Raw genomic sequence first — 21,249 nt, 5'->3', positions numbered from 1 at the left:
AAGTCTGAGACTTAGGATCCTGCTATATCCCCCTTATTAAGGGACTTGAGATTTTCGCTTGGTTCGCGATTTTCTGGAAAAACGATAAAGGCTAGCCTCTCTAGTAGTGTGTCGTAGACGTTAGGAACCGCATGAGTTAGCGGGAGAAAATTAATGTCCGGCAACGTTTCAAAACAATGTCTGGAATTGTCGTCTCTTTTCCCCTTTGCCACGAACCACAAGTGATTTCAAAATAGGGTTCTTGTTGATGGATTTCTAGGGTGTCTTCTAGGGTGCTGTGAATGACACCGAGGGGAGTGAGATTACCGCGATCTCGACAAAATTCATGCCATCCGGCGATCGCCTCTGGTTTGGAACTGATAATGAGGTAGTGGCTACAGGCTTCTAGGACTGGGTCTTTTTGTGGGTCGATGCGTCCCCCAACATCGACGAGTACTAGGTCTTTTTGGCGACGGAGGTTGAGGATACCTTGGGCATGGACTTGAAAAAATGTCTCTGTCGGTTTGCCTTTATTTTTGAGTTTGTGTTCTTTTTGTTGAATGGGGGTGAGGGGCGTTTCGAGAATCCAGTTGCCTTCGCCATCCCAGTTTGCCCGCTCTAGATAAATGTTTGGATATTGGGGAATTAAAGCTTGAAATAGGCTGTGGGATAAAACGCTTTTGCCGCTATCGGGTGGGCCAACGATCATGACAGCGGGGGATAAATGTTGAGCGGGCGGGACATCGTTTGGGTTAATGGGTAAAACTTGCCCAATGGTGGTTTGGGTGGAGTGGGTGGCGACGACAACTGCGCCTAGTCTGGGGTCATAGCAGGCGACCCAGGCGGTGGGGTGTAGTTCATGGACGAGGTAGCTATAAAGCCAGATGGGGGCACGACCGGAAATGATCACGCCGCCTCTAGTATCTAGGTGGGCAGGAATACTGAGCTTGGGTAATTCGCCGGGGTTGGTGAGGCGATCGCCTGCGGTGAGTTCGATCCTCAAGACCTGATAGGACAAATTTTGGTACTGTCGCGATGGTGAAAGATGAAGCTGAATAGTGGGGGTGTCCATTGCGAACGCTGGGAATGAAAAACTGGTTTTAGTATGATCCATAGCTTGAAGAGGGGTCTTCAAAAAAAATGGTGGACATCGAGTATTTAGCCAAGCCCACGCCAGAATTACTGGGTTGGCTCAGTGGTGGTCAGCTGGGCAATCGGTTTGGGCGGAGCATTCGTCTTTGGTTTCTGATTACGCGTTTCTATTTGCCTGAATATGATTGGCGGTCTAGTTTGCCGCAGCCGTTTAGTTATCCTCAGTTGCGCGATCGCCTGTTTGCGCCGACCCATAATCTTCAGGAACAGAGCACCCGCGAGGCTGTATCGGCGACTTGTGCGAACTCGGATTGTATCTGTCAGCGGACGGCGGGGGAATTAGTGTTTGCGCAGGTGAGTCTAGATCGACAGTTGTGGTTAGAACGGGTGGCTCAGTTAGCAGGTTTTAGTGCATCGGAGTTAGAAAAAAATATTGCTGCTTTTCCGTTTCAGACGGTGCATCGGTCGCTACGGGATGATTTGAAATATCTTGTGGAAACGGGTTGGCTAGAGAAGCCGAAACAGGGTCGTTATCAACTTAAAGTGCTCCAAGCTTTGCCGAAACCACCGCCAAATTTATTGGTGAATACTGTCGCGGCTCCCCTCGCAACGGCTCAACAGCGGGATCTCCTCCATGTGCTTCAGGCGATCGCCTTTGTGCAGCCAAATCTGGAAATTATGGCGGATCGGCTCTGGCAGCAGGTAACGCAATCGGGTTCTATGCCGTCGGTGCAGCAGCGATTGTTTGTGCATTTGGACTATATTTTGCCGGATCAAACTCAGGAGCGGGTTGATGACTATCAAGTGACCCTCGAACGGCTCTGGGAAATGCCGCAGGGTGCGGTGATTCAGTTTGAGACTTGGGTGGCGCGGCAGGAGAGGCTCGTAACGGCTACGGTGTATCCGGTCTGTCTGCATTACATTCGTCGGGCGAAATATCTCAGTGCTTATCGTCTGAATGGGACGGATGAGCTGGAATGGCACAACTACCGTCTGGATCGCATCATCTCGCCGCAGTTAAAGGTTTTGCCTTGGGGGTCTACAGAAATTCCGGCAGCTCTAAAGCTTCTCCGCGACAGGGGACGGCTACCGACTTCGGCGGAGATTGAGTCGGCTTTGGAGGAGGCTTGGGGGTTTGATTTTTATTTGCCAAAGGTATTTTTGATTATGCGGTTTGCGCGGAAGTTTGCGCGGTGGTATGTGGCGGACTCGGTACGGCATCCGACGTTTAAGTGTTTGGCCTATGGAGAGTTACGGCAGGTTGTGGAAGCGCATTTTTCTGACATAAAGGAGCGGCGGAAAATTTTGGCTCTTATTGAGAGGCGATCGCCGGAGGATGCTTATTATGGGGGCTGGATTCGGTGGCGGGATACGAATGTGTTGATGCGCTTGCGGGATTGGCGACCGAATGGGGAGGTGCTTGCGCCTTTGGTAGTGCGGGAGAAGATGCGCGAGGAAGTGGCGATCGAGTCGCAGTTTTATCGGGATTAAATAAAGTCCTTCCTTGGGGAAGTTTTTTGTATGAGGGAAGGATTCTCGACAGGTTACAAAACCACCTCAAAAGCTCAAGTCCGCCTTCCAAAGTTAAAGATAGTTTTGTCCTTCCTTGGGGAAGGTGGCCGACAGGTCGGAAGGGGTTTCGATAAGTTACGCAACAAACAAAAAAGCTCAAGTCCCCCTTTCAAAGGGGGATTTAGGGGGATCTACGTTTCGGCACAAACGAAAAATATAATTTTGTCTTTCCTTGGGAAAGTTTTTCCTACGAAGAATAGCTTTGGACAGATTACGAAACCACCAAAAAAACTCAAGTCCCCCTTCCAAAGGTAAAAATAGTTTTGTCCTTCCTTGGGGAAGGTGCCGAAGGCGGAAGGGGTTTCGATTAAGTCACGCAACATTGAAAAGACTTCAAAAGGTCTGAGGCAAAGTTTTCTAACTAATTCACAAATGCTGCTCCACAACCAAAAATCTTTGGTAAGCTATGGACAACTCAGCCGAAACCGACACAGGTCGGTGGATCGCTGAAACCCCTATTCTTTCGTTGACCTCCGTCGGTCGCCTACTGTGTAAGGGTTCTAGCCTCTTTTTTTCTTTGTTTTTATGGATTTCTGGCTCAATTTTCACTCAATTTTCGACCTATGTCGGATCAGGGGGTTGAAAGCCAGTCACAGCAAGGGCTAAAAATGGAGCCCTTTCCTAACCCTCACCCCGCAAGGGGACTGAAACGGCGTAAATATTAATATTTCCACCTGAAGTAATACCAGCTTTCCTAACCCTCACCCCGCAAGGGGACTGAAACCTGAGTCTAGTGCTGCCGTACCCGAATCACCTGGATCAAGTCTTTCCTAACCCACACCCCGCAAGGGGACTGAAACGGAAAGCTTGGCAAGACGAGTGGCCTTTACAAGTGCAACAACCTTTCCTAACCCACACCCCGCAAGGGGACTGAAACCTCTGAGATCCGGAAATGGTAAACTTAAAAGTTCCCCATCTTTCCTAACCCTCACCCCGCAAGGGGACTGAAACGGGGATGGAAAGACCGAGAACAGCAAAGAGAGTGAGTTTAGAACTTTCCTAACCCTCACCCCGCAAGGGGACTGAAACAGCTGGAGCAACCACAGGAGCTGGAGCAACCACAGGACTTTCCTAACCCTCACCCCGCAAGGGGACTGAAACTAAGGCAAAGCAACTTCAGCCAGTCTGACTCCGCCACCTTCACCCTTTCCTAACCCACACCCCGCAAGGGGACTGAAACTGCTGCACTAACTCAGTCTCAATAATGATCGGCTCCTCACTTTCCTAACCCACACCCCGCAAGGGGACTGAAATCTCGTCTCAGGCGATCGCCACAAAAGCTAAAAATAGTTGCGTAACTTAAAGAGGATCCCCCTAAATCCCCCTTTGAAAGGGGGACTTTTCTTGAGAACTCACCTCATGAGGAGACTCAGAAAATAAAATGCGCTTGATTACTAGAGAATGACTGGAAAATGCCTTTTTTAATTTCAGTCCCCCAAAGAGTACCGAAATTGAAAATTTTGAACTAAAAACAATGAATATTTCGTCAGAAAAAAGTAAGAAAATCTAAAAGTTGTTTTTTTAAACGATCGCCCTACAAGACGACCCAAAGCAAAAAATATTAATCTTGACGACTATAGGGGAAACGTTGCTCTGGCGATCGCTCTAAAAGAAACGCCTTCATACCTAGTTTTACCGCCCCCTCATAATCCTCTAGCTGACTATCGCCAATGTGCCACGCTTGGGATGGTAAACAATTGTGTTTATCGAGGGCGGACAAAAACATCTTGCTGTCAGGTTTCGCAGCTCCGACAATAGAGGAAATCGTAATACTGCTGAAATACGGCTTCATATCAAGCAACTCGACAATAGCGAAGAGGCGAGAATCAAAATTCGAGATTAAACCTAGCTCTATGCCTTGGGCGTGCCAAATTTTAATCGAAGGCATAACATCCTGAAACACGAACCAAGGATCAGGCGTGGCAAAGTGGGCGTAAAGCTGGGTGAAAAATCCGGGAAAGTCTTCAAATTTGTCAATGACACCCGCTTCTTTAAAGGTATCGTGGGCGATCGCCTCCCACCATTGAAACTCTTTTTCGGGAATTTGAAATGAATCCACACCGGGAAAAATGGGCGCTTTTGATCGCTTAAATGCCGCACGAAAAGCCTTTTCAAGGACATCTGGATCGGTCTCTACGCCATTTTTTTTAGCAATTTTGGCATAGGTTTTTCCCACACCTTCTTTGACACCAAATAAAGTGCCCACTGCGTCGAAAAAAATCACCTTCGGCTTTTGCTTCATATTGTCCCTACGACTCCTGATTTGCCAACAACTTTACCAAAGGTTGCACCATCCAATTTAGCCCAACATTGAGCTGATGTTGCCAAGTTGGTAATCGATATAAATAAACCATTCGGCGGGCGAGGTGGGCAAGGTTGCCGTCTAGCTCGATGCCCAGTCCGCTGAGGGTGGCATTATCTTCGCCGAGGGTCAGCATTTCACCGAGATTAAAAAAGTTAAAGGTGAGTAGTGGCTTCTCTTCGATGAGGGATCGTAAATTCCAGGCACACACATCCGCCTGCTGAATTGCCACTTGTGCGGTCATGGGTATTTCTTTTTCCAGCTGAGCCACATCGCCGAGGGCAAAAATATGGGGGTGGTCTTTCACTTGTAAATGTTTAGAAATTTCTAGCCGTCCATTGTCCGCATGGGGCAAGGCTAAATCTTTAATCCACGGGGCGATCGCATTACCGACTGTCCACATCACCAGATCGACAGGGAGCTCATCGACTTTGTCTTTATATTCGAGGCTAATGGTTTTATCCGTCAGGGCAACAACGCTTGTTTCGTAGTCCACCCAAACTTTTTTAGCTTCGAGGGCTTCTCGACCTGCGGTTTGGTTAAACTTGGGAGTATTTTCTAAAATTTCAGTCCCTCGATCTACGAGCCTGAGACGACCGCGATCGCCTAGGCGATCTGCTAATTTACAAACTAATTCCACACCGCTATAGCCGCCGCCAACTACAGCTACCCGAATTTTTTCAGCATCAGACTGTTCTAAAAGGCGTAATTTTTCCTTAAGGCGTAGCGCGTCATCTAAGGTTTTAAAGGGAATTGCATTTTCCTTGAGGCCGGGGATGTCGATAATTTTCGTTGTGCCCCCCGCTGCAATGACCAAATAATCGTAGGCGACATTAACTTGATCGTCACAAATCACCGTTTGCGCAGCCACATCGACGCTAGTCACTTGCGCTTGGAGATGTTTAATAAAACTATTTTCTAAAAGTTTGGCGTAACGAGGTGCCACTTCCCATGGCTCCATTTCCTCGGTAATTAATTCATAGAGCAGGGGACTAAACACAAAATGATCCTGACGATCAATTAGGGTAATCTCAGGACGGGTTGCAGCATCCCAAGGAAAGTCCATCAGACGCAGGGCTGTGTACAATCCGGCAAAACCGCCGCCGATAATAACGATGTGCTTTTGGCTCATGAATAATTTGGGCTTTCTCAACTCTTGTTCATTGTGCCTTAATTTTTCTCATCGGGTTATTCGCCATGGGGCGATCGCCGTACTTTTCGCCAGTTAGATGAATTACAAATCTCTACCGCTCAACCATTATCGCCACAGAACACCAAGTTTTCGAAAAAGGCATAAGGGATTTTGCCCTAGACAAAGATCATCATATCGAGAACACCCTGCAGGCTTTACTGACAGAGCTAACGCCAGAGATTCCGGTTTTAGGAGAAGAAACGTTTTCCGAACGTACGATTTTGCCAGCGCAATTCTGGATCATTGGCCCCATCGATGGCACAGTAAATTTTTCGCGACAACTGCCCCTATTCGGGGTAACCATTGCCTTAATTTGGGCGCATCAGGCAATCTTGGCACAAAAATCACGAAAAAAGTAGTTTAAGATTCGCAACACTTTAAGAAGTCTACACTCATATTTATCTTGTTTAACCTAAAGCTATTTCAAGAAAAAATACTTCTCCCATTTAAAAGAAACTGCTTAGCCGATAATAAAGATTAGATTAGGCAAGCTTCTAGGCCAATAACGAAGTCACAAAAGCCGATATTTTGTCTAAGTTTACTGTCTAACATAAGTAATCCTGAGGAGCTGCTTAGGGACGCAATGACCTATTTTTCTGCGACTTAGTGACTCCTCCGAAAACATAAAACTGTAGAGGTATTCCCGATGAGCAAGCTACTAGAAAACTTAACTCGTTACCTATCGCAGGCGATCGCCCGTATTTTTTCGCCCAACGAAGAACCAGTGCCAGAAATCGGGGCACAACCCTTTGAAGGAGAACCCTATGCGAAATTTGATTAATTTGATTAAATAGAATTATTTAGGCTTAAATCTCTAAAATCATCGCCATTAATTCCATTAAATTAATCGCTAGTATACATTTTTTCGGAGTATCAGAATCCTTGGGCTGATACTCTTTTTTATGGAAAATTTAATTTGAAATAGATATTTTTCCCTCTTTAAAAGGAAACAAAAATAACTTCAAATTTGAACTCTAGCCCTAGCCTTAATAACTAAAAATTTATTTTTTTTGACCAAACAAAGCTAGTTGTATTGCCTAAAAATTCCGAGAATCAAGAGTTCGCCTTCACGACTTTCGTGACATACCGTTCCATTTCTGAGCTCTCATCGCCATAGATACTTTCAATATGTTCCACACAACAGTCAATGGCAAATTGTTGTAACTCATCCTTAGAGACCTCAAACATTTCGTCAAAGGTTTCTGGCAAAACCCGACAAAATCGCGGTCTTTCTGCATAAATCAAGCACTTACGGTTGTCTTTATCGTAATTAATGCACCAGCCGTCTTCGCCCACCATCGACATATATTGAACTAGCTGTTCCGGGGTAAGATAATCTTCAAGATCGGGGCGTTCGCTCGGTTCTAGATGGCAACAAGCCCCACAATTTTTAATACACTGCCAAGTCGCCATCGCCGTAATTCTCCAGCATGTTACAAAACTTCATCGTTTTTCTCCAATTCTCAGCAAAGCACGGTAGACAACAGGGTATGATAGACAATGATTTTTAGGAAAAACACTTTTACCCTGTTTTTTGTTTAATTCAGGAATAGGAGAAATATGGATTTTATCACAGGTTTTTTTGGCAGTATCAATTTTGAAGTGATTTTTCAATTGACTTTTGTCTCTTTGATTCTCATTTCTGGCCCTGTCATTATTTTTCTATTGGCGGCCCGCGGCGGCGATATGTAATGCTCTTTTAATAAAAGAAATTTTTTAAAAAACTATTTTTAATGGCGATTAACGATTTAGTTAGTCGCTATTTTTTTGTGGGTTTATTGGTTTTCTAGGGTGGCGATCGCCATTTTTATCATCTGAAAAAAAGGTGGTCGAGTCACATCTACAACCTGCTCATCGAGTTTGCCCTGTCGCTTGCCTTTGTGAACCGCAAGGAGCTTACCTTGGTCATTACGAATATTGAGGGTTTTGCCTTGGTTTTCGAGGTGGCATATATAGACGCGATTGTTGTAGCGGAACGATTTTCCCCCGTTACTGGCCGCTGGACTTTCCGGAACCTGTGCGGGCTTACTCATCGACGGTTGTAATCTGTCATTTACAGACGATGGAACAGTGGTACTTGGTCGTGCTCCAACCAGTTCGAGTTCAAGATTTGTTTGATCATTCCAATGATTTTCTTTCAGTTTGTAGGCGATGTCCATGGTGCGTGGCAGGGGATAATAGTCCCCCCAACGCCAGGCGATCGCCGTAATGGAAAATGTTTGATTATTAATCGTTTGACCGAGGGAAAATTTCACATGATTTTTGCCGATTGCCCGTTGCTCTAAAACTTTAATATTCGGTGTCCAGAAAATAGGTTCGCGATTACCAATGCCCCAAGGATGTAGCTTATCTATTTGCTGATAAAAATCGGGTGTGAGGTCGGTAAATGTTGCTTCGGCATCGATATTCACTAAGGGTTTTAAATGTTCAGGTTCTAAACATTTGTGGGCAAACTCACTTAACTTTTGAATGAATTTTTCCAGATTATTTTTTTCTAAAGAAAAGCCGCCAGCAGCTTTGTGGCCACCAAATTTCCCCAGTAGATCTTTACAATAATTAAGACCATCAAAAATATTAAATTCTTCGATGCCCCGTGCTGAACCGCGGAGATGTCCGTCTTCTTCGTCGGTGCAAATAAAAACGGGCACGCCATATCTTTCTAATAAACGTGATGCCACAATGCCGATTACGCCGTGGTGCCAACCGCTTTTACATAGCACTAATACGCGCAAACTACGATAATCGATGGGAGTTTCTTCGACGAGGGCGATCGCCTCCTCTTCGATTTGAGCACACATTTGTTGGCGCTCTTTATTGATTTGTTCGCACTGCATCGCCCGTTCTAGGGCAATACCTTCATCTTCAGTGATTAATAGTTCAATCACCTTTTGTGGATCATCAATACGACCGACTGCGTTAATGCGCGGGCCTAAGCGAAAACCAATATCATCGGGCTTTAATTGTTTTTGTTTTTCATCTACGCCGGCCATTTGCATTAAAGCTTGTACACCGGCTAAATCTGATTTTGGTAATAGTTTTAAACCACGTTTTAACCAGCGACGATTGACTCCTGTTAAGGGCGCAAGATCGGCGATCGTTCCGAGGGTAAATAGTTCTAAAATTTGGGAGGTTAAACCTTCTAATTTCCCTAAAGCTTGGGCTAAAGAAACCGCTAAAACGTAGGCAACTCCCACCCCTGCTAAACCGTAATAAGGTGACATTGTGGGAATAAGTTTGGGGTTTAAAATGGCATTGGCTGGGGGCAATTTTTCTGGTAAATCGTGATGATCTGTAATGATCACATCTAGACCTAAATCCCTTGCTAAAGCGACAGGATTGTAAGCAGAAATGCCATTATCGACGGTTAAAATAATGCCGACTCCTGCCTCGGCAAACTCTGTGACAATGCGTTCGTTAATGCCATAGCCATCGGTCATACGGCTAGGGATGGCATAGGTGACATTAGCTCCCAAATGGCGTAATGCCCGCAACAATAGCGCCGTGCTGGTCATGCCGTCGGCATCATAGTCTCCACAAATTGCAATGAGGGTTTCTGTGGCGATCGCCTCCTGTAGCAATTCAACACTCAGGGTCAAATCTTCAAACTCCACTAGGGGGGCTGGCAAACGCTCAACTTCCGGTTGGATATAAATTTTGGCTTGCTCAGGGGTACGAATATTACGATTAGCCAGTACCTGTGCCACTAGGGGTTTGACACCGACGGCCTCCACTAAAGCGGCAACAATTTCGGGCTGACTTGCGGCGATACGCCAACGTTGTTGGGGAAGTCTCGACATCTCGCCTCACAAAAAAGCACATCAAAAATCACGGTCTCATATTATTACCCAAGACGACGTATAGATCGAGCTGTTACATTTCATTGAACCGAAATCATTACGAACAATCACTGGGCGATCGCCTTTATTTTTACCGAGAACAAGCTTCAATTTGCCGCACAGCAGTCAGCGCCGAATAGCTCACCCCAGCTGTCCCTTCGCCGGGATGAACGGAATCTCCCACCAGCCAAATATTTTTAAAGGGGGTGCGAGTCGCTAAACCAAAGGGTGCAAAGGTTGAAATACGTTGACCCACACCACCAACAAAGCCTTTTTTACGGGCAGTGAAATGGGCGAAGGTTTTAGGGGTTCCGGCTTCTTGCACCACAATATTTTCGGGCGATAACTCAAAATAAGAACTCAAGTGGGCGATCGCCTCTTTGGTATATTTTTCTTTTCTTTCGTCATAGCCTTCACCAAACCAAGGATCGGCATTAACAAAAGACGACGCAATGATCGTGGCAAAACCTTCCGGAGCGCGACCATCATTAGGTTTGCTAACAGAAACAAACAAAGAATTATTCTCGCCAATTGCTTTTTTCGGATCGTAGAGAAACTGGAGATGGGGTGGACAATTTTCTGGAATAGCTGCCTGTTTTACCCCTAAATAAATGACGAATGCACCGGATGGTTCGGGTAAGTTTTTAATTCGTTTTTGATAGCTCTGACTGAAAATTGAAGCGGGAGGATTTTCGACCAAATCTTTTAAATCTTGTACCGTAGTATTCGCCACCACATGGTCAAAAGACTCTTCAAAAATTTCCCTTTTACGTTGATTGAAAATTGTGATTTCAGTTTGATTTTCCCCAAGATTAATTTCTTTAATCCGATGACGAGTTAATAATTTACCGCCATGTTTTTCGAGGGCTTCAATGAGGCGATCGCTCAGGGTTTGCATACTGCCTTGGAGGTGAAATAAACCTTGGGGTGTTTGGGAAACCGCTAAAGCCGTTGCACCGTAAAGTAAGGCGGTTTCTGAAGTATCCACCTGCGAATAAAGCTTGAGCTGTAAATCGAGAAATGTTTTTAAGCGTTTATCTGAAGCAACTCCGCATAATTTCAGCGCATCTAAAACCGTCATTAAGGTAAAAGGCACTGTTACTAGGGTATCCAGCCGCAAAGCCTGTACCAATTTCGCGACATCCCAAGGATTGCGGGGTGGCACAACCGGATCACGGGATTGGAACTTCCAACTGGCATCAAACAATGTCTGCAATAATGCCCAAAATTTTTCGCTCTTCGGAAATTGTCGTAAACGTTCCTCATGCCATTTTTGGCGATCGCGCCACACATTAATCGGCTCAGATTCTCCCGGTAAAAACACCGCACAAGCTGGATCACAAAAAGTCGCTTCGGGTAAATCCACGCCTAATTCTTCAAAAATTCTGTGGTGAATGCCGCCTTCTTCTAAGCCAGCCACTTGGGTTGCGCCCACATCAAAGGTAAAGCCGCGACGCTTAAAGGTCGAAGCACAACCGCCGGCGATCGCCGCCTGCTCATAAACAGTCACGTCATAACCGCGCTTTGCCAACAACGCCCCAGCGGTCAAACCGCCAATTCCCGCACCAATTACCGCGACTGTTTTACCTGTCATGAAGAATCGCTCGTTACATTTCGTTACTTTCTAGGTATAACTCAAAATGAGCGGCAAAATCAGTACAGGAAAACCGTGGGTTATGGTGATCAGATCACAGATTTCCTCACAAAGTTCGTTTAAAGTGCCCTAAAATTCAAATTTTTTGTGGACAGACATGACCCAATATTCCACCGACGAAAAGCTTGAGCGACAGGTAAAAGATCTTTATAAACTTGCTAAAGAAAGATGTGATGATGAATCTTTGCAGTTAGCTGTCGACGTTATCAAAACAATGCGGCGATCGCGCGGCAAGTTGAAATCTTGGAACCAGAAATATCGTGAAGGTATAGAATCGCTCCATGAAGATATTCAAGTTCAAGAAGAACAAAATCTTGCTCTCAAACAAGAACTCAATAAGCTAGGTAATGAATTGCGTACTCTAGCCTTAGAAAAACAGCGTCTACAAATTGAAAAACAAAGGGCGATCGCAGAACTACGAGATATTGAAATTCAAGTCAAGGTTGCAGCTCAAAAAGTCCAATCAACAAAAAGTTTACGAGGTAAGTTTGATATTGTTTGGTGTTTTTTACAAACAGTATTTTTCTCTGATGATCCACAAGATTTCGGAAAGATTGATAATTCTTTGGAAGTGGATCAAGATAAACCCCAAATGGGCTCTGGAGTTGCAGATACTCAGAGAAGTTTACGGGATTAATAATAATTAAGAAAGTATATGTCTAGATTTAGCAGATTAATTGATCAACTAGAAGATTTTGATCAACAAGATGTAAAAAATACTGCAAAAGTTTTTGCGATCGCCGCTCATTTGTACGAAAGATTAAATCAACTAGCAGAGCCACCAGAAAAATCTAAAGCTGTTTTAAAACCAAAGACAATTACACGGGAATTTTTGCTTGAAACATTTGGTAGTTACGATGAAGCATATCGAGCTTATCAACAAGCCTATGGCATTAAATGTCGAAGAAGCTGGGGCAACCTGCTCAAGTTAGTTCAGGATTTGCAAGTACCAAATGTTCACTCAATATCTACTGAAGAAAGATTGAAAAACCTTGAAGAAAAAGTTGATTTATTGATGGAAATTTTATTAAACAATGTCCAAAAAGATCGTAGGGTGCGTTAATGAAATGTAACGCGCCTTTTAAAGGCTTATCTTGGCTTATTTTGTGCGTTACGCTTCGCTAACACACACTACATTTACAGGCTAATTATTTTTACTACTGCCAATGAGATAAAGCAGCGCCATTCTAACAGCGACACCATTAGTTACTTGCTCTGAAACTAGACTCAAAGCTGGATGATCCATAATGTCCGAGGCAAGTTCTACGCCTCGATTAACCGGACCTGGATGGAGGATTTTTACTTCTGGTTTACAGAGCTTAAGTCGCTCCGCTGTAATCCCAAAATTTTGATGATATTCCCGCAGACTCGGTAAAAGATGAGCTGTCATTCGTTCATGTTGTAGCCGCAAAGTCATCACAAAATCAGCATCTCGAATCGCAGGTTCAATTTCCCAATGGACAAATAACTTTCGTTCAGAACCCGCTGTAAACTCTTGGAAAACTTCTGGTAATAGAGTTGGAGGAGCCGCCAAATGAACCTCAGCCCCTGCCGCTGTTAAACTCCAAATATTTGAGCGCGCTACCCGCGAATGGACAATATCGCCTACAACCGCAATCTTTTTCCCCTTAAGTAAATCGCAGCGGGGATTTTCTGGGTCAACCACCCGACAAATTGTGAATAAATCAAGCAGCGCTTGGGATGGATGGGCATGAAGTCCATCACCAGCATTAAGAACACTGACACCGGATTTAATTCTGTCCATTTCTTGGGCGATCGCCTGGGGAACTCCCGACTGTTTGTGGCGAATCACCATAATATCTGCCCCCATCGCCAAATAGGTTTTTGCCGTGTCGAGGATCGTTTCACCCTTGCTGAGGGAGGACGAACCGGGCGAAAAATTCATCACATCCGCCGACAGACGCTTTGCCGCTAGCTCAAAACTGCTGCGCGTGCGCGTCGACGGTTCAAAAAACATATTCGTGACAACCTGACCTTGCAGCGCTGGCACCTTCTTCATACGACGAAACAACACATCCCGAAAACTGACTGCCGTCTGCAAAATCATATCCAGCTCAGCCACCGAAAAATCCATTAGCGACAGAATATGTCGTCTTGTCCAAGCTTGAGTTGCCTGTGTCATTTTTATCTTCCCAAATTTTCGCCACAAAAAAGAGGGCTAAAATTGCCCTCCATATCTTACCTGAATGAAATATTGCTCATTATGCAGCTTCAGTGTGGAAAAAGCTGAGGTGATAAAGATTACGCTTCCAAGGGTGGGATTGGATTTCGCGAATGACAGCAGAGCCAGACCAGTCAGGGGTTTTTACTTCAACAACGGTTTCATTGGGCGTTGCCTGCTTGAGTAAATTTAATGCTTCTTTGTAGTTCACAACAAAAACGTCAGAGTCAGCACCTTTATGACCATAGACATTAACAGGAAGAAGGCCATCACGACGAAGGGCGCGGGGATTAATGCCTTCAGGACGAGGCTGACATTCGATAGTTAGAGACATAGAAAATTACCAGATAAATTAGGAGTTAAAAGATAAAAAGTTAGAGATAAAGCGAAATGCCTTAGGCAACAGGCTCACCGTTACGATCTAACAACGCTCGCTTCGGACCATGGATAGGATCTTCAACGATAATTGTTTGCTCACGACCTGCTCCCAGAGAAACAATGGCGATCGGCACATCCATTAATTCTGCTAGGAACTTCAGATAAGCCAAAGCCGCTTTCGGTAGTTCTTCTAAGGAACGGCATTCAGTCGTTGGTTGCTGCCAACCGGGCATCGTCTTATAGACCGGCTTGCAACGAGCAAACAATGTAGCATTACTGGGGAAGTGTTCACAAGTTTCGCCGTCAATTTCGTAGGCAACGCAAACTTTGATTTCTTCAAGGGTGTCTAAGACATCCAGTTTCGTGATCGCAACACAGTCTAGACCATTGATACGCGCGGCATAGCGGCCAATTACAGCATCAAACCAACCGCAACGGCGACGACGGCCGGTTGTTGTACCGAATTCTGCCCCAATATGACCGAGGAGTTCACCTATGTCGTCCTCTAGTTCTGTGGGGAAAGGCCCTTCTCCAACGCGAGTTGTATAGGCTTTCGCGACACCGATCACACGGTCAATAATGGTGGGACCGACTCCGGCTCCGACACAAGCTCCGCCCGCGATAGGGTTAGAGGAGGTGACATAAGGATACGTGCCATGGTCGATATCGAGGAGTGTGCCTTGGGCTCCTTCAAAAAGGACATTTTTTTTGGCTTTTACGCCTTGGGCAACTTTTAGGGAGCTGTCTACGATGTGAGAACGCAGTTTTTCGGCATACTCGCGGTATTCTGCGATGACCTCATCAGCGTCGAGGGGGTCTAGCTCATAAAGTTTTTCGAGGATAATGTTTTTATATTCGATAGTCCAACGGAACTTTTCATCATCTTCGGCAAGGTTCATCAAATCTAAGATCCGGACACCTATACGTTCAGATTTGTCGGCGTAGGTTGGGCCAATGCCACGTCCTGTTGTGCCAATTTTGCGATCGCCCCGCATTTTTTCCGAGGCTTGGTCGATGAGCCTGTGGTAGGGCATCGTCACATGGGCAGTTTGGGAGATAAATAGGTTATCTGTCGAAACGCCGAGCTTATGGAGCTGGGCAATTTCTTCTAAAAGCACTTTCGGATCAATGACTGTACCGGAGCCAATGATACATTCTGTATCTGGGTATAAAATGCCGGAAGGGATTAAATGAAGCTTAAAAGTCTGTCCCTGCACAACGACAGTATGTCCTGCATTAACGCCCCCCTGAGAGCGTACGACAACATCGGCGGACTTACTGAGTAAATCCGTGATTTTTCCTTTTCCTTCGTCACCCCATTGGGCACCAATGACAACTACGTTAGCCAAGGGTTTGTTTTCTCTACTAATTCACACAAACTACAATTATTGTGACTTTAACGATCTTGTGTCAAGCTCTTTAGAAAGTTTTAAGCTGGTTCACAAGTAAAAAAAATTTCGGGTTTAATCATGGACAATGCCAATCGAATTCCTGTAGTCATTAATGGCGCGGCCGGCAAGATGGGTCGTGAGGTTGTGAAAGCTGTTGCTGCGGCGGAAGATATGGAGATTATTGCAGCGGTAGATAAAAATCCCAGTGTTATGGGTCAGGATGTTGGTGAGGTTGCAGGCTGTGGGCCTTTAGAGATTCCGATTGTGAATGACCTAGAGGCTTCTCTCGTGATGGCAACTCAGTCGAAAATTCAGGGGGTGATGGTGGATTTCACTCATCCTAGTGGTGTCTATGCTAATACCCGCGCGGCGATCGCCTATGGTGTGCGTCCAGTCGTTGGGACAACGGGTTTAAGCGAAGAACAGATCGAAGACCTGAAAGAGTTTGCCGAAAAAGCCAGTACTGGTGCGTTGGTCATTCCAAATTTTTCCATCGGTGTAGTTTTACTCCAGCAAGCTTCTTTAAAGGCAGCTCAGTATTTTGATCACGTCGAAATCATTGAATTACACCACAACCAAAAGGCTGATGCTCCCAGTGGAACCGCCATCAAAACAGCCCAGATGATGGCAGAGCTCGGCAAGCAATTTAATCCTGCTCAAGTGGAAGAAAAGGAAGAAATGGCGGGTGCGAAAGGCGCTGTCACCGACGATAATATTCGCATCCACAGCGTTCGCCTCCCCGGTTTAATCGCCCACCAAGAAATGATTTTTGGTGCGCCCGGTCAGATTTATACCCTGCGCCATGACACCAGCGATCGCTCTTGCTATATGCCGGGTGTGTTGCTTTCTATTCGTAAGGTGACTGAGTTACAAACCCTTGTCTACGGCTTAGAAAACATTATTTAGTTCGTTAAGTAAGTTAGGGTATCAATGGCTAAATCCGCTGACATTGGCAGTAAGCGCCTAATTAGTCTCAACCCCGATGCTTGGGTGCGCTGGATTATTGGAGCTCCAGATCTTCGTTCTGGAGAATTCCTTGATCCTCAATTTCAGTGGGTGAGTCGCGACAGTGATGTCTTGCTACGTGTTACTTGTCCTAATGACGGAGATTTTCTGCTGCTCAATGAGTTGCAGCTACGCCATGACAGTCAGATGCCCCAGCGAATAGCTGCCTATGCTGCCCTTGCTCGAGAAAAATTTGATCTGCCTGTTTATCCTGTGCTGATTAACATTCTCCAACCTTCCCGAAATCCTCAAATTCCGCACTGCTACCAATCGGTATTTAAGGGTCTGCAGGCAAGGCAGGACTATCATGTCATTAACCTCTGGGAAGTAGACACTGCAACAGTTTTCTCACAAGATATTGCTTCTCTACTGCCCTTTGTGCCGATTCTCAAAAATGGTAATGCAGAACAACCTATTCGTGAGGCAGTCCGGCGTTTGCGCCAAGATCGTGATCTACAAGAGTTGGAACCACTCCTCGCATTTTTTGCTAGTTTTGTACTAGAAATTCCCTTAGTTCAACAGATTATGAGGTGGGATATGAGTGTTTTACAGGAATCCCCTTGGTATGAAGATATTCTCAAACGGGGTCAGATAATGGGCTTGAAAGAAGGCATTGAACAGGGCATCGAACAAGAAAAAAGAGAGGTGATTCAACGGTTGGCTCAAAAAGATTTTACGGTTCAGGCGATCGCCGAAATCATGGCTATTTCTGAGGCTGATGTTCTTCAATATTTAAACCAAGATGTTGAAGAATCAAGTTCAAACTAAGTATGTTAATTCCCATTACTCGCGAGAAATTTGACGAACTGATTCCCCTGATTGCGAGTGCAGAACAGTATCAATATTACTGGGGAAAAACAGAGGATTTTTTACGGCGGGCGTTAATTTCTTTTGTGCTCGTCGTGATTATTTTTATTGTGGGTTCAATTTTGGGGAAGGGTGCGGAGCCCATCCGGTTGATTGCTCAGATTATTGGTGGTCTGTACTGGTTTTGGTCGCCTATTTATTCGGCTAGTGTCCAAAATGCTCGCTATCGACGGTTGCCCTACTGTTGTTTTTGGCGGGGCAAAATTTTTGATGTTTATTTGACAGAAGAAATTGTGCGTACCCAAGAGGAAGTGGATAAGTTGGGGCGGCTTTTAAAGGTGGAAAATCGCGAGCGGCGTATCAATATTGATGTGGGCGACAAGCAGGGATATTTAGCAAAAATTCAAGCACCTGTGGCTCCTGTTCATCGGTCTCTGAAACCCGGTCAGGCAGTTGAGCTTTTAGTCCTTTCAAATAATCGTAATTTAGACAGAAATATTAATGTGACAGATGCCTATATTCCGCGTTTGAATTTGTGGGTGGGCTTGTACCCTTATGTGCGGCGGGATGTGTTTTGGGATGTGAGGGAACAGCTCCGCTATCGTTATGGTAAAAGTAAGAATAATCCGCCACCGCGTCCGCGTCCTCAGTCGCGCGCTCGTCGTCCGCTAGGTTTTTGATTGGTTTACTGGGTACAGGTTTTCTTGGGTGATGTAGTTGGCGATCGCCTCAATGACGACGGCGGATTGGCCTGCGATGCGGTAGTCACTGGATGAAACGGGGGGCGGTGTGTAGTCTGCTTTTTGCCAACGACTTTTGAGGGATGAAAGTTGTTTGAGGGCTTCGGGCTGGATGGGATAGCCTTTACGCGGAAAAATCAGTAGGGTGACTTGCTTGAGTAAATCTTTCGCGCGGTACCATCGGGGGATTTGATCGACGAGATCGGAACCAATGACGAGTAGGTATTCGGTGTCTGTGCCCCAAATTTCTTTGGCTGTATTGACGGTTTTGAGGCTGTGGCGATCGCCGAGTCGTTCGTCGAGTATGACATTTTTATCACAGTCAAGGTCATCGATGAGCATTTGCAACATGACGTAGCGTTGTTCAATGGTTGCACCATGCTCTTTAAAGGGGTTATCTGCTGCCCAAACGGCTACATGGTCGTAGTTTTGGCTGAGCCACCGCAAAATAGATTGGTGGCCAACGGTTGGCGGATCGGCACTGGTACCGAAGAGAGCTATTTGGGTCATTTCGGTCTAAAAAAATGGGGATGGTGGCAATGGGAAGGAAACGGAATCGGTGGTAAAAAGTAGCAAATAAAAAGATTTTAGCGGTGTATAGCGGCTTCTAAATTAAGGATATGACATGATAAATGCGGCGAATGTTCAGATGAGTGTATATGAATTTACCCACTTGGATCACGGTTTCCCGACTCGTTGGTGTGCCTTTTTTATTGATTTTGCTGGAAAATCCCACTGAACAGCAGCGCTTGTGGGCGATCGCCATTTTTCTAGTAGTGGCTTTAACGGATTGGCTAGACGGCTATCTGGCAAGGAAACTTGATCAAGTGACGGACTTAGGCAAATTTCTTGACCCACTCGTCGACAAACTTTTGGTGACTGCGCCCTTACTCGCATTGATTCATCTGCAACAGATTCCGGCATGGGGCGTGTTTCTCATCATTGCGCGGGAATTGACCGTTGCAGGCTGGCGGGTCACTGGCACGAAAAAAATTCAAGGGGCAAACATCTGGGGCAAAGCCAAAACTGTCACGCAAATTGCGGCGATCGCCCTGCTGATTTATCCCATTAATGAAACGGGTGCAATGGTGGCTCTCGTTTTATTCTGGGCTGCTGTCGCTCTGACTTTGATTTCTGGCGTTATTTACCTGTTGCCCCAAACCCCAGATGCCAGCCAAGAGCAGCCAAGCGAAGGTGTTTAGCCGCAGGTCGAGCGCTGTGACATCCAGCAGATTAAATAGGCTATAACCGCCGAAGGCCACGAGATAGCTAAACAAAATAAGCTTGTCGGATTTATTTTTTAATCCGCGCCAGGCGATCGCCCCCTGTGCCAAAATCCAACCGATTAGCCCAATAAAAAATCCCGCCACGGGAATCCCAATTTCCGAAGTCAGCATGAAATAAAGATTATGGGGATGACCGAGCCATCTATCCATTGCCGCGTCATAGGCTGGCGTAAAACTGCGGAGGCCAAACCCAGTCAACGGTCGTTGCCGGATCATCTCCCCCAAAAATTGCCATTGGGTAATACGTAGAGATTCTGTCGCGCGGTTATCTGCATACATCTGGTCAGACAATCTACCCCAGAAATAGTAGGGAACCACCTGCCGTAAACTATCCCGCCACGGTTCTTGGCCAAAGGAAGCTCCTAAAACTGCTGCGAGAAAGCCCGCCGCAAAGGCACAAATCCACCACCAACCGATATACAAGGCATAAACTAAAATTCCCAGAAAGGCGATCGCCCACACATTACGGGAGTTCGTTAGAATGAGCGCGACAAAATCAATGAAGAGGGTAAAGCTGAGGTAGAGAAAAAGCTTTGACTTTGTAAAATTTTGCCAGCGAAAATCCCTGAGCCATAGCCCGATTCCCAAGAGAAAACACATCAATAAATAGGCAGCACAAATATTCGCATACATAAACGTTGACGCGACGCGACCCGCCGGATTGCCGACCCCCGTCAACTCCCAGCCGAATAGCGACCAAATAAAGTCGGGAGTCTGCCAACCGAGCCATAAATCTCCCAAGCCCAGCAACGCCACCGCACTAGAAGGCAACACAAAGAGCCATGCCATTCTCGCCAAATAATCCGCACGATTTAGAAGATGGCTAAAGGTGAGAAAAAACAGAAAAAAGGGCAAATAATTTGCCATGCCCAGTAGCGAATCAACTCGGTATGGCGACAATGCTGTAACAAAAAATAGCCACACACTAATGCCGCCAAAGCACCACGTTATTGGCTCCCGAAGTAGCTGCTTGTTAAAATGTTTTGTGGAGCGGATGAGTTGGATGCCGAGGAAAATCGCGCCTAGACCCGGTGCAATGGGATAGAGAAAAATGCCCAGCTCGGCGAAGAGTGGTAAGCGGTTGTCGGGAAAAAGATGCAGGTGTTTCATGGGCTAGGAACAGGGGCGATCGCCTCCAGATCCTACCGCTCAACTTCCCTATTCCTCGGAAAAATTTTAGGATTCTTGGCTTTCTGTGACGCGACGGGCGAGATAGGCCACTGCAAAATCCCCATCTTTTGTCGCAGCTAATTTTTCCTCTAGATCAAAAACTTCAGTTGCTAGATCCTGTCCTAGTTTTTGAATTAAAGCTTGGCGCTCACTGACGGAATGCTGTTGTTCCCGGACTTTGTGTTGCCACTCGCTGGTAAAAATATATTCGAGACTGGTGTGGAGGCTCAGCTTCTGCAAAATATCCCATTCTTGGCGATCGCACCAGAAGCCGTTGCACTCTGGACAACGCTCCAAATAAAACGGTGTCACCACAGGAATTTTGGCGCGGGATAAATAGCGGCGGCATTCGGGACAAAGGGCGGCTTTACTGTCAGTTTCGCCGGGGCTAAAGTCCGATTTTAGATTCAGGGTTGTGTTAACGATGGCGGGGCGGTCTTGGGTCTGTTGCCAAGCTTGGTAGCGTTCGCCCGACAGCCAATCCCCCTCACATTGCTCGCAGTGGTAGCTGGTCAGTTCTTCGCCTAGATCGAAATCTGTTAATTCAATTTCTCGGCACTTTGGACATTGCACGCGAGTTTTTCCTCCATTTTTCTCTCGTCATATCCTATCCCAAGGCGATCGCCCAAGAAAATCAAGTCCGACTTCACCTGCAAATGAGTG

Annotated in this window: 22 protein-coding genes and 1 CRISPR repeat array; of the genes, 10 read left to right on the top strand and 12 right to left on the bottom strand. The window is 45.9% G+C overall.

The window, feature by feature from the left end:
- Positions 1-136 precede the first annotated feature (136 nt).
- Positions 137-1,051, bottom strand: coding sequence for a CRISPR-associated ring nuclease Crn3/Csx3 (crn3, locus tag NIES208_RS05895; RefSeq protein ID WP_075890693.1), 915 nt, complete (start codon positions 1,049-1,051; stop codon positions 137-139).
- Positions 1,052-1,119: 68 nt separating this feature from the next.
- Here crn3 and NIES208_RS05890 point away from each other — a divergent pair, with 68 nt between their 5' ends.
- The gene (locus tag NIES208_RS05890; protein WP_075890691.1) at positions 1,120-2,562 is read left to right on the top strand and encodes a TIGR03985 family CRISPR-associated protein; all 1,443 of its coding nucleotides are present in this window, start codon (positions 1,120-1,122) and stop codon (positions 2,560-2,562) included.
- Positions 2,563-3,259: 697 nt separating this feature from the next.
- A CRISPR array of direct repeats spans positions 3,260-3,897; the repeat unit is 35 nt; unit sequence CTTTCCTAACCCACACCCCGCAAGGGGACTGAAAC.
- Positions 3,898-4,204: 307 nt separating this feature from the next.
- Here the strand turns inward: NIES208_RS05890 and NIES208_RS05880 are convergent.
- Together NIES208_RS05880 and NIES208_RS05875 are read right to left on the bottom strand one after the other, a co-directional pair.
- Positions 4,205-4,885 (bottom strand): HAD-IA family hydrolase, encoded by a 681-nt coding sequence (locus NIES208_RS05880; RefSeq protein WP_075890687.1) that lies wholly within the window; start codon positions 4,883-4,885, stop codon positions 4,205-4,207.
- Positions 4,886-4,892: 7 nt separating this feature from the next.
- On the bottom strand, positions 4,893-6,077 hold the full coding sequence (locus tag NIES208_RS05875) for an NAD(P)/FAD-dependent oxidoreductase (RefSeq protein WP_075890685.1): 1,185 nt from the start codon (positions 6,075-6,077) through the stop codon (positions 4,893-4,895).
- 101 nt (positions 6,078-6,178) lie between these two features.
- Between NIES208_RS05875 and NIES208_RS19900 the strand changes: the two genes are divergently transcribed.
- Entirely contained in the window at positions 6,179-6,496 is a 318-nt protein-coding gene (locus NIES208_RS19900; protein WP_084176548.1) for an inositol monophosphatase family protein, read from the top strand.
- A 287-nt stretch (positions 6,497-6,783) separates the two neighbouring features.
- The gene (locus tag NIES208_RS19615; RefSeq protein WP_282956310.1) at positions 6,784-6,918 is read left to right on the top strand and encodes a hypothetical protein; all 135 of its coding nucleotides are present in this window, start codon (positions 6,784-6,786) and stop codon (positions 6,916-6,918) included.
- Positions 6,919-7,190: 272 nt separating this feature from the next.
- On the opposite strand, the gene NIES208_RS05865 is transcribed toward NIES208_RS19615, so the two are convergent.
- Positions 7,191-7,550 carry a YkgJ family cysteine cluster protein gene (locus NIES208_RS05865; protein WP_075890684.1) on the bottom strand — a complete coding sequence of 120 codons (360 nt, stop codon included), beginning with the start codon at positions 7,548-7,550 and terminating at the stop codon, positions 7,191-7,193.
- Between the two features lie 147 nt (positions 7,551-7,697).
- On the opposite strand from NIES208_RS05865, the gene psb30 reads away from it, so the two are divergent.
- Positions 7,698-7,829, top strand: a complete 132-nt coding sequence (gene psb30, locus NIES208_RS05860) for a photosystem II reaction center protein Ycf12/Psb30 (RefSeq protein ID WP_075890682.1) — start codon at positions 7,698-7,700, stop codon at positions 7,827-7,829.
- Positions 7,830-7,912: 83 nt separating this feature from the next.
- Here the strand turns inward: psb30 and recJ are convergent, their stop codons facing one another.
- The gene (recJ, locus tag NIES208_RS05855; protein WP_075890680.1) at positions 7,913-9,934 is read right to left on the bottom strand and encodes a single-stranded-DNA-specific exonuclease RecJ; all 2,022 of its coding nucleotides are present in this window, start codon (positions 9,932-9,934) and stop codon (positions 7,913-7,915) included.
- A gap of 130 nt (positions 9,935-10,064) precedes the next feature.
- Positions 10,065-11,567 carry a C-3',4' desaturase CrtD gene (gene crtD / locus NIES208_RS05850; protein WP_075890678.1) on the bottom strand — a complete coding sequence of 501 codons (1,503 nt, stop codon included), beginning with the start codon at positions 11,565-11,567 and terminating at the stop codon, positions 10,065-10,067.
- Positions 11,568-11,724: 157 nt separating this feature from the next.
- Here crtD and NIES208_RS05845 point away from each other — a divergent pair, with 157 nt between their 5' ends.
- Positions 11,725-12,264 (top strand): hypothetical protein, encoded by a 540-nt coding sequence (locus tag NIES208_RS05845; RefSeq protein WP_075890676.1) that lies wholly within the window; start codon positions 11,725-11,727, stop codon positions 12,262-12,264.
- 18 nt (positions 12,265-12,282) lie between these two features.
- On the top strand, positions 12,283-12,690 hold the full coding sequence (locus NIES208_RS05840; RefSeq protein ID WP_075890673.1) for a hypothetical protein: 408 nt from the start codon (positions 12,283-12,285) through the stop codon (positions 12,688-12,690).
- A gap of 81 nt (positions 12,691-12,771) precedes the next feature.
- Here NIES208_RS05840 and NIES208_RS05835 read toward each other — a convergent pair whose 3' ends face one another.
- The 3 genes from NIES208_RS05835 to NIES208_RS05825 form a co-directional block, all read right to left on the bottom strand.
- The gene (locus NIES208_RS05835) at positions 12,772-13,770 is read right to left on the bottom strand and encodes an aspartate carbamoyltransferase catalytic subunit (protein WP_075890671.1); all 999 of its coding nucleotides are present in this window, start codon (positions 13,768-13,770) and stop codon (positions 12,772-12,774) included.
- Between the two features lie 79 nt (positions 13,771-13,849).
- On the bottom strand, positions 13,850-14,143 hold the full coding sequence (rplY, locus tag NIES208_RS05830) for a 50S ribosomal protein L25 (protein WP_075890669.1): 294 nt from the start codon (positions 14,141-14,143) through the stop codon (positions 13,850-13,852).
- A 61-nt stretch (positions 14,144-14,204) separates the two neighbouring features.
- Positions 14,205-15,536 (bottom strand): adenylosuccinate synthase, encoded by a 1,332-nt coding sequence (locus NIES208_RS05825; RefSeq protein ID WP_075890667.1) that lies wholly within the window; start codon positions 15,534-15,536, stop codon positions 14,205-14,207.
- A gap of 120 nt (positions 15,537-15,656) precedes the next feature.
- Here NIES208_RS05825 and dapB point away from each other — a divergent pair, with 120 nt between their 5' ends.
- The 3 genes from dapB to NIES208_RS05810 are packed head-to-tail and all read left to right on the top strand — an operon-like array spanning position 15,657 to position 18,070.
- The gene (dapB, locus tag NIES208_RS05820) at positions 15,657-16,484 is read left to right on the top strand and encodes a 4-hydroxy-tetrahydrodipicolinate reductase (RefSeq protein WP_139324993.1); all 828 of its coding nucleotides are present in this window, start codon (positions 15,657-15,659) and stop codon (positions 16,482-16,484) included.
- Between the two features lie 24 nt (positions 16,485-16,508).
- A complete protein-coding gene (locus NIES208_RS05815; protein ID WP_075890663.1) occupies positions 16,509-17,351 on the top strand; it encodes an RpnC/YadD family protein in 843 nt (280 codons plus the stop codon).
- Positions 17,352-17,353: 2 nt separating this feature from the next.
- A complete protein-coding gene (locus tag NIES208_RS05810; RefSeq protein WP_075890661.1) occupies positions 17,354-18,070 on the top strand; it encodes a phosphate ABC transporter permease in 717 nt (238 codons plus the stop codon).
- Here the strand turns inward: NIES208_RS05810 and NIES208_RS05805 are convergent.
- Positions 18,059-18,640 (bottom strand): nicotinate-nucleotide adenylyltransferase, encoded by a 582-nt coding sequence (locus NIES208_RS05805; RefSeq protein ID WP_075890659.1) that lies wholly within the window; start codon positions 18,638-18,640, stop codon positions 18,059-18,061. The two genes, NIES208_RS05810 and NIES208_RS05805, sit on opposite strands and share 12 nt — an antisense overlap.
- 149 nt (positions 18,641-18,789) lie before the next feature.
- On the opposite strand from NIES208_RS05805, the gene pgsA reads away from it, so the two are divergent.
- Complete coding sequence (gene pgsA / locus NIES208_RS05800) at positions 18,790-19,332, top strand: CDP-diacylglycerol--glycerol-3-phosphate 3-phosphatidyltransferase (RefSeq protein ID WP_075890657.1); 543 nt, start codon at positions 18,790-18,792, stop codon at positions 19,330-19,332.
- On the opposite strand, the gene NIES208_RS05795 is transcribed toward pgsA, so the two are convergent.
- Together NIES208_RS05795 and NIES208_RS05790 are read right to left on the bottom strand one after the other, a co-directional pair.
- On the bottom strand, positions 19,231-20,526 hold the full coding sequence (locus NIES208_RS05795; RefSeq protein ID WP_075890655.1) for an O-antigen ligase family protein: 1,296 nt from the start codon (positions 20,524-20,526) through the stop codon (positions 19,231-19,233). The two genes, pgsA and NIES208_RS05795, sit on opposite strands and share 102 nt — an antisense overlap.
- Before the next feature lie 66 nt (positions 20,527-20,592).
- Positions 20,593-21,159, bottom strand: coding sequence for a zf-TFIIB domain-containing protein (locus tag NIES208_RS05790; RefSeq protein ID WP_075890653.1), 567 nt, complete (start codon positions 21,157-21,159; stop codon positions 20,593-20,595).
- Positions 21,160-21,249: the final 90 nt, after the last annotated feature.

It is taken from the genome of [Limnothrix rosea] IAM M-220, assembly GCF_001904615.1.
Classification (GTDB): Bacteria; Cyanobacteriota; Cyanobacteriia; order Cyanobacteriales; family MRBY01; genus MRBY01.
This window is presented reverse-complemented; position numbering and strand designations above follow the sequence as displayed.